This window comes from Streptomyces sp. NPDC002790 (genome assembly GCF_040295505.1).
Taxonomy (GTDB): domain Bacteria; phylum Actinomycetota; class Actinomycetes; order Streptomycetales; family Streptomycetaceae; genus Streptomyces.
Window position 1 is genome coordinate 1 of the sequence record NZ_JBEOVM010000165.1, and the last position, 10,310, is coordinate 10,310.

The 10,310-nt window shown below is 68.5% G+C and carries 9 protein-coding genes and 1 pseudogene; all 10 read left to right on the forward strand.

The window, feature by feature from the left end; genetic code table 11:
• The coding region (locus tag ABT004_RS34495; RefSeq protein ID WP_351345115.1) for a hypothetical protein at window positions 1-243 on the forward strand (243 nt) is incomplete at its 5' end.
• Window positions 244-520: 277 nt separating this feature from the next.
• Entirely contained in the window at window positions 521-2,929 is a 2,409-nt protein-coding gene (locus ABT004_RS34500; RefSeq protein ID WP_351345118.1) for a DEAD/DEAH box helicase, read from the forward strand.
• 58 nt (window positions 2,930-2,987) lie between these two features.
• On the forward strand, window positions 2,988-5,093 hold the full coding sequence (gene tap, locus ABT004_RS34505; RefSeq protein WP_351345121.1) for a telomere-associated protein Tap: 2,106 nt from the start codon (window positions 2,988-2,990) through the stop codon (window positions 5,091-5,093).
• A 3-nt stretch (window positions 5,094-5,096) separates the two neighbouring features.
• Entirely contained in the window at window positions 5,097-5,654 is a 558-nt protein-coding gene (gene tpg / locus ABT004_RS34510) for a telomere-protecting terminal protein Tpg (protein WP_351345124.1), read from the forward strand.
• Between the two features lie 502 nt (window positions 5,655-6,156).
• A pseudogene (locus ABT004_RS34515) lies at window positions 6,157-7,024 on the forward strand (ABC transporter ATP-binding protein).
• A gap of 1 nt (window position 7,025) precedes the next feature.
• Window positions 7,026-7,703: an FtsX-like permease family protein gene (locus ABT004_RS34520; RefSeq protein ID WP_351345127.1), complete on the forward strand. Its 678-nt coding sequence runs from the start codon at window positions 7,026-7,028 to the stop codon at window positions 7,701-7,703.
• Complete coding sequence (locus ABT004_RS34525) at window positions 7,655-8,305, forward strand: LuxR C-terminal-related transcriptional regulator (protein ID WP_351345129.1); 651 nt, start codon at window positions 7,655-7,657, stop codon at window positions 8,303-8,305. The genes ABT004_RS34520 and ABT004_RS34525 overlap by 49 nt, the downstream gene beginning before the upstream one ends.
• Before the next feature lie 273 nt (window positions 8,306-8,578).
• Entirely contained in the window at window positions 8,579-9,283 is a 705-nt protein-coding gene (locus ABT004_RS34530; protein ID WP_351345137.1) for a peptidoglycan-binding domain-containing protein, read from the forward strand.
• 40 nt (window positions 9,284-9,323) lie between these two features.
• The gene (locus ABT004_RS34535; RefSeq protein WP_351345131.1) at window positions 9,324-9,503 is read left to right on the forward strand and encodes a hypothetical protein; all 180 of its coding nucleotides are present in this window, start codon (window positions 9,324-9,326) and stop codon (window positions 9,501-9,503) included.
• Window positions 9,504-9,572: 69 nt separating this feature from the next.
• A complete protein-coding gene (locus ABT004_RS34540; protein WP_351345134.1) occupies window positions 9,573-10,043 on the forward strand; it encodes a hypothetical protein in 471 nt (156 codons plus the stop codon).
• Window positions 10,044-10,310 lie beyond the last annotated feature (267 nt).

Below are 10,310 nucleotides of genomic sequence, written 5' to 3' on the forward strand. Positions count from 1 at the left end.
CGCAAGCGCGCCGCTGAATTCCCGCGCAAGCGCGGGAATAAATTCCGCAAGCGGAATTTCAAGGCGACACTATTCGCGCAAGCGCGAATAGTGGGTGATCGCGCAAGCGCGATCACTAAGGGCTGGCTACGGAGAAGGGTGCATCGTGTGCGGGCCTGTGTAGGGCTTGGGATTCTCTACCGGTACCTCACTATGGGGCTTGACAGGTCATCAGGTTCAAAGGGTGTCGGCCTCATGCAGTGACGGGTTCCGCTGCGCTCCACCCGAACCCCTCCTCCGGCCGGTGTAGCGCCGTTACGGAATTCCTAGAATGCTTCGAGCAGCATATACGATGACGTATCCCCGTGCGCAGTATTCGGCCATGATTGCTCGACGCTGCGCATCTTATACCAAGGTAGATGCATCACGGTGATGCACTGTGTAGAGTCTGGCCTCAGACACCACACCCGAGCTGTTCGTGCCGCTCGGGAAAATCCCTTTCAGATTTCGCGCCGGTTCCGCGATAAGGAGAGTCCGGGAAATGGCCGTCAAGCTGCGAGACCATCAGATCGAAGCGGTTGCCGCCATCGTACGCGGCCTCGATATTCCGCCGGGGGGCATTCCCGCGGACGGCTTGCGCGGGCAGGTCCACGCGGCGTGTGGGACCGGAAAGACCATTATCGCCGCCGCGGCGGCCCGCCGGCTTGTGCCCAAGGGCCGTGTCCTGGTGCTCGTCCCGACGCTTGATCTCCTGGCCCAGACGATCAAGGCGTGGGCCTCCGTGGGGCACAAGGGGCCGGCGGTCGCGGTGTGCGGGCCGCTGGATGACCCGGAGTTGTGGGACCTGGGTGTGCGGGGCACCACGAACCCGGTGCAGTTGGCGCTGTGGCACGGCACGGGACCGGTCACCCTCTACGCGACGTACGCCTCGCTCGGTGTGCTGGCGGAGGCCTTCGAGGGCCTCTATGGCCAGCAACTCGCCCCGCTCGACCTGGCTGTGGTCGACGAGGCGCATCGCACTTCGGGGTCGATGGGCAAGGCGTGGGCGGCGATCCACGATCAGGCGGTGGTTCCGGCGCGGCGGCGGCTGTACATGACGGCGACGCCGCGGGTCTGGCAGGAGCGGCCGCCGAGTTGGGAGGTGGCGGAGGGGGTTCGGGATCCGCTCCCCGAGGAGATGGCGGCCTCTATGGACGATGAGACCGTGTTCGGGCCGGTGCTGTACAAGCTGTCGCTGGCCTCGGCGGTCTCCCGGGGGTTGCTGGCGCGATACCAGATCATCGTGCTGGAGCTGAGGGACCCTCAGGTCACCCCGGAGCGGTTGATGGGTGAGGGTCGGCATGGTGAGGAGGTGCGCGGGCAGCGCCTCGGGGCCCTGCAGGCAGCTTTGTTGCACACGATGGCGCAGAACGATTTGAACACCTGCATCACCTTCCATCACCGGAGGATCGAGGCCGAGGCGTACGCGAAGGGGCTGGGCAAGGTTGCGAAGCGGCTGCACGGGGACCAGCCGGAGACGTATCCGGCGAAGATCTGGGCCGACTGGCTGTGCGGGGACCACGTCCCCGAGGAACGACGGAGAGTCCTCGGCTCGTTCGGAATCACCGCGCGGCGGGCCGTGCTCTCCAACTGCAAGGTTCTGGGCGAGGGCGTCGACATCAGAAGCGTGGACTGCGTGGCCCTCCTCGATCCGAAGGGCGCGCCGCACGACATCGTCCAGGCGATCGGGCGCGCGTTGCGGCAGCAGCCCGGCGAGAAGAAGCTGGCGTCGCTGATCGTGCCGGTGTTTCTCTCGCCGGGTGAGGTGCCGGAGGACATGTTCACCTCCGGCTCGTATCGGCCGTTGGTCAAGGTATTGCAGGGGCTTAGGGCTCACGATGAAGAGGCCGTGGAACTGCTGGCTATTCCGCAGGAGCCGCAGAAGGAGCTGGTGAGTCCTTTTGTTCATATCGGTGATGAGGAAGAGGAGGATTCCGGGGAGGAAACTCGTATGCTGTTGCGTTTTGCCGCTCCCCGGGACCCGGTGATGGTCGCGAACTGGGTGGATTTCAACGTGATCGACACCGAGAAGCTCGACTGGGCGCGCGGCTGGTCCGCGCTCAAGACGTACCGCGACCGGGAAGGGCACGCCCGAGTCCCATACGGGTACAAAGAGGGCCCGTATCCGCTCGGGCAGTGGGTCGCGGAGCAGCGCCGGGCGTACGGGGCCGGGCAGATGAACGGCCATCGGGCGCGGCGTCTGGAGGCGCTCGACATGGTGTGGTCACCGGCGGATGAGCGGTTCCAGGAGAACCTCGAGGCGGCCCGCGCCTACTACGAGCAGCACTGGACCCTGTGCGCGCCGCGGTCGGCGACCATGCTCGACCGGCCCGTGGGGCAGTGGTTGTCCAATCTCCGTCGCCCCGGCGCACTTGAGGAGCACCCGGAGTGGAAGATGGCGCTGGACGAGGTAGACGCGCACTGGAACCCGTCCTGGCCCCTGCCCTGGCAGCGGCACTACGCCGCCCTGCGCGCGCTGGTCGGTGACGAGGACGGCCAGGCCGAGGTACTGCCGGGCGTCACGGTCCACGGCATGGACATCGGCAAGTGGCTCGCCAAGCAGCGCCAGTCCGCCGTCTGGCGCGGCCTTCAGGACGGGCAGCGTGCGCTCCTGGAGCAGCTCGGCATCACGCCCATGGAGCAGGCGGAGCAGGCCGGGCCCGCGAAGTCCTCCGGGGCGTCCTCTAGTGCCTTCGAGAAGGGTGTTCGGGCCCTGGCGCAGTACAAGGAGCGCACGGGCTCTGTGGTGATCCCCAGGGGGCACATAGAGGCGATCGTCGTCGACGGCCAAGAACACCAGATCAAGCTTGGGGTCTGGGTCATGAATCAGAAGAGCAGGCGCACCAAGCTCGGCGCCGGCCAGCTCGCCACGCTCGAAGCGCTGGGATTGGAGTGGGCACGGGAGGGTTAAGTGGTGGGGTAAGTTTATGGTTAAGCCGCTTCTGGTCCTGACATGAAGGTGCACGTTGATGGCATCTGAGGAAGAGCTGTTCGCGAACGTCGATGCGCTGCTGGAGGAGGAGCCGCATCTCCCGCCTCCGGCGGAGCGTGCCCGGCTGCGTGAGGCCGCTGGCATAACGCAGGCCCGCCTCGCCACCGCGTTGAAGACGACGACTCAGTCGGTGAAGAACTGGGAGAACGGCCGCTCGGAGCCGAAGTCGCCGCGCCTGGACGCCTACCAGCGGCTGCTGAACGGGTGGGCGGCGAAGCATCCTGCACACGGTGCAGACTCGGGTGCCGCAACGACATCGGCGATAGCGTCCCGTGAACCGGTCGCGTGCGAGGCGGAGTTGGCAGACGCTCCGCAGGTTGCCGTCGTTCCAGCCGCCGGGCCTGCAGCACGTCCCGTCACTGGGCCGTCTGCGGCATCGCGGCATCCGGTTGCGAGGGAGGCAGCTCGGCCTGTAGCCGATCCGCGGTTCCCGCACGGTCCGCTCGCCGTTTTGGACGGCAACGGCTCCGCGTACGGCGTCGACGGCATCGTGCTGGACTGCCCGGCCACCACGGTGGTGGAGCTCGTGGAATGGACGCTGCGCGAGTCCGGCCTCGGGGCGGCGAAGCTCAACCGCTACGGCAAGGACTCCGACCCGCTGATCGTGCTCACCGCGGCCGCGGCCGTGAAGCTCGGGCTGCCCGAGCGCCTGGAGGGCCACGAGCAGCGCCGCTCGTTGCGGCTGCCCGAGGACCACCCGGTCGTGAAGCAGGTGGCGAAGGCGAAGTGGCAGCTCACGCAGCGCGGGTTCGGGCCGTGGGCGCGGATCTACCGCAAGGCGCAGGGGCGCGAGCGGCAGTGCGTGCAGCTGGCGATCCTGTCGTGGGACGCCCTCGATGAGCGGGCCTGGCCCGGCGTTGCCGCCATGGAGCCGGCCGACGTCGCCCGCGTCCTGGGCGTGTACGCCCAGCGGGTCATCACCCCGCGCGGCTCGACGGCGGTCTCTGGGCTGGAGTTGATGACGGCGCTGCGCCCGCCGACGAAGCCGGAGCGCGATGCGCAGTCCGGGGACTGGGTCTCCGGCCACAATCCGGGCTCGCTCGGCACAGAGCCGATGGACCCGGCGCCGCCGGAGGCGACGGCCGAGCATCCCGTTGTAGTGAACTCCGGCTGGACGGGCGGGTTCCTCGACGAAGAGGCGTACCAGTGGGTGCGGCCGGTGGACTCGCTCAGCGATGAAGAGTGCATGCTGCCCTTCGCGGTCGGCCTGGATCTCAACACTGCGTTCCTCGCGGCTGCGGCCCGTCTGGTCGTCGGCCTCAGCGCGCCGGACCACTTCCACGCCCCGACGTTCAACCCGAAGATTCCTGGCTCGTGGCTGGTTGACCTGTCCCCCATCGAGCTGGACCCTCGTCTGCCCAGTCCGTTCACCCCGGATGGCAGCCGCCCAACAGGGCCTGCCTGGTACCAGACGCACACTGTTGCCTACGCCCAGGAGCTCGGATGCGACGTGGCTCCGGTCGAGGCGTTTCTGCGGCGCGAGAGGGGTGCGTATCTGGACCCGTGGCACGACCGGCTCAAGACCGCCTACGTCGACACCCTCGCCGACCTCGGTGTCACCAAGGACCTGGATGATGCGGCGTTCCTGGCCGCGATGGAGCAGCACAAGCAGTCCGACCCGGCGATGGCTGCGGTGCTCGCCGCGATCAAGGCGACCGTGAAGGGCGGTGTCGGCAAGTTGCGTGAGCGTCCGCAGGGCAAGTCCTACAGGGAGGGTGAGCGGTGGCCGGCCCTTCAGCGGCCGACCTGGCGCCCCGACATCCGCGCCGCCGTCATCTCCAAGGCCCGGGTCAATATGCACCGCAAGCTGCTGAACATGTCGAGGATGACCGGGCTGTTCCCGCTCGCCGTGTTGTCCGACTGCGTCGTCTACCCGAGCCCCGGCGACAGCCCGCTCGACTTCCTGCCCTATGCGGCGTCCGGCAAGCCGCAGCCGGGCAGTTTCCGTCTCGGCTCCACCCCTGGCCTGGCGAAGCTGGAGGGCGTTCAGTCGATGCTGTGGGCGGTTGACCTGATGGAGCAGGGCCTCAACCCGGCCCGCCACATCAAGGGCGGCGACGCTGTCCTCGAGGACGGGGAGTAAGCCGTGTCAGAGATCGACGACGCGATCGAGCGTTCCGAGAGGGAAGCCTTCACTCGCGAGCCACCCAAGACGCTCAAGGGGCAAATCGGCTACCTGCTCAAGCAGTTGGGCAGTGCCAGGGCCGTCGCGGCCGAGATCGGAGTGACCGCTGACTCCGTCAACCGCTACCGCCGCGGCGCCCGCAAACACGCCCGCGCCGACGTCGCCGTGAAGATCGACGACGCGGTGCGGGCCCGCTGGCAGCCGCAGGTCCGCAGGCGTCGGCAGAAGCAGGCTGCCACCGCGACCGGGGTCACGATCGAGACGAGGGCGCGTTTCGGGTACACCGCACCGGTCGGCACCACCGACGACGGACGCTTCAGGCGGCTGACCGTGCACCTCCCTGCGGCCTACGCGCAACGCCTGTTCGACGCCCGCAACGCCGGTGCCAATGATCAGGAGATGCGGGGGATCATCGCCGAGGGATTCAAGGAGATCTACTTCCAAGACGGCGGAGGCCGCGCCACGGGACTCTCCGACGTCACCCTCAACGACATCGACTACCTCGACCTCGACTACTGACCCGACACCAGCCGCGGGCCCTGGATCTGCTTGTGTGACTGGCTGAGCGCTTCAGAGGGCGGGGGCTGACACAAGGGCCTGCAATGGGAACGTGAAAGTGCGGGATTCTGCACTGACGCCGGTACCCGGTCGCGTCCCCCTGAGTGCCGCGCGCAGCCCAACATCCGGCAGTTGCACCGGTGGTGCGGTTACCGGCCGGCTCTCCTGCGCGGCAGGTCAGGCATGGCGTTGTGCCGCGTGCAGCGGCAGGGTCGTGAGCGGCCCGGTGGGGATCCACCACACATACCGCTCTACCGTGGTCCCCCGCGAGCTCGGAAAGCCGCCCGGAGCGGCCGGCACAGGCAAGGGCACGGTGGGGTTTTCTGTAGTGCGGAAACCGGATCCTGGCCGTATGTTCCCGCGCCCGCGATCTCCGTAGCGTCGAAGCATGACATCGCAGGACCAGGAGCACCAAGGAGAGGTCGCGGACATGATCACGCACGGCGTGGCAGAGGGACAGCCCATGCGCGGCGCAACCGCTGAGGCGTTGCGGCTGTCGTCGGTGACGAAGGTGTACGAGGGCGTGTCGAGGCCGGTGGCGGCGTTCGACGGGGTGTCTCTGGTCCTGGAATCCGCCACCTTCACCTCAGTGATGGGGCCGTCGGGTTCCGGCAAGAGCACGCTGCTGCAGTGCGCGGCCGGGCTCGACCGGCCGACCCGAGGGGCAGGTCTTCATCGGCGGCGAGGAGTTGCCCACCGGGGATGAGGCGGAGGTGACAAAGTTCCGGCGGACGCGCGTCAGTTTCGTGTTCCAGCAGTACAACCTGATTCCGTACCTGCCTGTGATGCAGAACGTACGGCTCCCGCAGCAGCTCGCCGGCCGGCGGGGCGGGCGCGAGGACTGCAGGGAACGGGCCGCGATCCTGGACCGGCTGGGCATCGCCGACCTGGCTGACCGGCTGCCCGCCGAGCTGTCCGGCGGGCAGCAGCAACGGGTGGCGATCGCGCGGGCGCTGGCCGCCCGGCCGGCAGTGCTGTTCGCCGACGAGTCGACCGGCGCGCTGGACACCGCCAGCGGACGGCAGATGCTGGGGCTGCTGCGCGAGAGCGTCGAGGAGTTCGGCCAGACAGTGGTGATGGTGACCCATGACCCAGTGGCGGCGTCCTATGCAGGGACGGTGCTGTTCCTGGGCGACGGCTCGCTGGTGGACCGGCTGCCAAACCCGACCGCGAAGGCGGTGTCCGACCGGATGGCACACCTGGACGGCCTGTCGGCCCGCCGGGGCCCGAGCACTCCCGCCACCGCGCACTGCGATCCGCGCCACCCGGGCGCTGCCGCAACCGCCTTGGGCGCCGGCGCCGCCCGCCCGCACTCCGTGAAGGGAGTCTGACTTGGCCACCGGACTGGCGATCGCCTCCGTACGGCACCGTCGCGGCGGCTTCGTCGCGAGCTTCCTGTCCGTCTTCCTCGGCGCGGCCATCGTGATGGCCTTCGCTGCGATGCTCGACACCGCCGGCGGCCCCGCGGTGGCCTCCGGCGACAGGACCGTGCTGACGATCATGGCCTCGGCAATCGGCGGCTGGGGCGCGATCATTGCGGCCTTCGCCGTCGGCACCACCCTGTCGGTGGCGGCCCGGCAGCGGGCCGGCGGACTGGCGCTGCTGCGGAGCGTCGGCGCCACTCCCGGCCAGGTGACCCGGCTCATCATGGGTGAGACGGCGCTGGTCGGTGTGGACGTCCCCGGGCAACTGGCGGCACCGGTGGAGTCGGCGGTGTACTTCGCGGTCAACGAGTGCCTGGCCAACGTGGTCAAGCACAGCCGGGCGCGACGTGCCTGGGTCGCCCTGAAACACGCTGCCGGTAGCCTGACCGTCGTGGTCGGCGACGACGGAGTGGGCGGCGCGGACCTCGGCTCGGGCACGGGCCTGCGCGGACTCGTGCGCCGCCTTGAGGTGTTCGACGGTGCCGTCACATTGCGGAGTCCGGTCGGCGGTCCGACCGAAGTGACCTTGGAGATGCGTTGCGCGTTGTCGTCGCCGAAGACCTCACCCTTCTCAGAGACGGCCTGACCCGGCTGCTCGCGGCCCACGACTTCGAGGTCGTCGCCGCGGTGGGCGACCCGGTCGCACTGGCGGCCGCGCTGGAGGACCAGCAGGTGGACCTGGCGATCGTGGACGTGCGGATGCCGCCGACCTACCGCAACGAAGGTCTGGTCGCCGCGATCGAGGCCCGCATCCGGCGCCCCGGACTGCCGGTACTGGTGCTCAGCCAGTACGTGGAGCAGCTGTACGCCCGCGAGTTGCTCAAATCCGGCGAGGGGGCGATCGGCTATCTGCTCAAGGACCGCGTGGCCGACGTGCCGAAGTTCATCGACGCCGTCCGGGAGGTCGCCGGCGGTGCGACCGTACTCGACCCGAAGGTGGTGGCCGCGATGGTCTCACGCCTCGACTCGCACGAACCGCTGACCCGGCTGACCCGGCGAGAGCGCGAGGTGCTGTCGCTGATGGCCCAGGGCCGGTCCAACGCTGGGATCGCCGCGGCGCTGGTGGTCACCGAGAACGCGGTCAGCAAGCACATCAACAGCATCTTCACCAAGCTCGAGCTGCCGATGGCGTCGGACGACAACCGGCAGGTGCTCGCGGTGCTGCAATATCTGCGCGATCCGCAGTGAGGGCCGGGCAACGCAACAGCTGCCCTCCCCGACCGCCCCTTGCAGCTCATCAAAGTGATGCGGTGTGCCGCCGGGTACTTGCTGACCGAGGTTTCGATTCCCACCCGTCAGCGCGGCTGTCGTTCGTGCCGATGCTCGTGGTTAACCGTCGCTGAGTCTGGCCTCAAGGCCGACTTAAAGATCGCCGACCGGTCTCTCAGAGATCGTTTTCAACGCACGCCGACGATTAGATTCGCCCCCGTGAGCCCCGAAGCAACCGCCCCTGATCCGTCCATGTACCCCGCCCTGTCCTCCTACTTGGCACAGACACCAGGGCTCGGGCATCACAGGACGGCCGGGTCGTCACGCCCAGAGGCCGGCCCGACCTGCTCGGTGCCGTCGGCCACCGCACCCGCCCGACCCCGTAAGACGGGCAAGAGGCGTCGCCGCAAGGGCGAACCGGACGAGCGGTGCCCCCACGCCGGCGCACCGGGACGGGGCGGCCCCGCACGACGCGTCCCGCTGCCGCGCTCGGGCTACGGGATCGCGGCCGTACTCGCCCTGGCAACCGCCTCGTTCCTGGCCCCGACGCACACCTCTACACCCAGCCGACCGCACACCGCAGCCCCACACCAGCCAGACGTGTCCAGCCTTCCGCACCCGCCCGCGAGCGCTCACGCGAGCCCACCGTCCTCGGCCGACAAACCCGCGCATCAATCCGCTCCCCCGGCGAACCCCGGCACGTCCAACCCACACACGAGCCCGGAGCCAGAAGACGGAGACCAGGATGTTCTCACTGTCGGCAGTACTGGCAGCGCAGTGGTCCGCATGCAGGGACAACTACGGCAACTAAGGCTCTACACAGGCCCCATGGACGGACACTACAGTCACGACGTCGCAGCTGCGGTGGCGCGCATGCAGCAGGCACAGGCCATCCCCGAACCTCTCGGCCGCTACGGACCAGCAACCCGCGCAGCGATCACCACCGCTGTCACCTGACCCCGGTTCTCCCCCCCACCCTCCACCGAAAGGTGACCCCATGCACCGAAAGGCCCTGCGCACATGCACGACCGCGGCTGCCGCCGCCGGCTGCGCCCTCACGTTCTGTGCTTCTCCCGCGCACACCTCCGTCATCTGGGACGGCGACGCCTCCCAGGGCACCGGCGTCTTCACCAACACACTGTGCGACAGCCCCGACAGTGTCACGACGGGCAACTGAAACGACGGACACGGCACGTTCTTCAAGTTCAACAAGCCCATCGGCACGGCGCGTTGTGAAGGACACGGCGTGCGCACCTCGACAGGCGAGTACACGTCCAGGAACAACAGCACGTACTGGTTCGGCTGGGACTCCATGACCAAGACCAGCAACGCACAGACCGTATACCCGTGGAAGTCCAACGGCACCAACGACCAGAACAGCCAGAACTATCCCGTCCTCATGAAGGTCGAGGAGGGGCGGCTCAAGGCCTGGTATGTCGCGCCCGGCGAGACCTGGATATCCATCGGTAGCACACCGTGGACCGAGGGTGCCTGGCACTCCGTCCGACTGGGCATCACCACCAACTCCGCGGGGCAGGGCACCCTGTCCGTGTACAAGGACGGGATTCGGTTCGCCTCCCGCACCGGGGCCCGAACCTGGGACGACGAGGGCAACAAGCCACGCTGGGGCACCTACTTCGGCACAGACACCAGCACCGCCTCCATCAACTGGGTCGCCGGCCTGAAGATGGGCACGTCCCAGGCGGACGTCGACTGAACGACACACCCGCCCGGTCCACACGAATCGCCGGCAGGAACCCGGCCGTTGTTGTCGTTCCGGTACCTCGTGCACATCGCGGTCCCGGCGAACGCGTGTGGGGCTCTCCCCGCGCCGGGGGGGGGGGGGGGGGGGGCCCCCCCCCCCCCCCCCAAACCCAACACCCCCCCCCCCCCCCCCCCGGCGCCAAGGCGGGGCAAAAAAAGAAAAAAAACAAGAAACCCACAACACCCCCCCCGACAAAAAGCGGGGGGGCGGCGAGAAGGG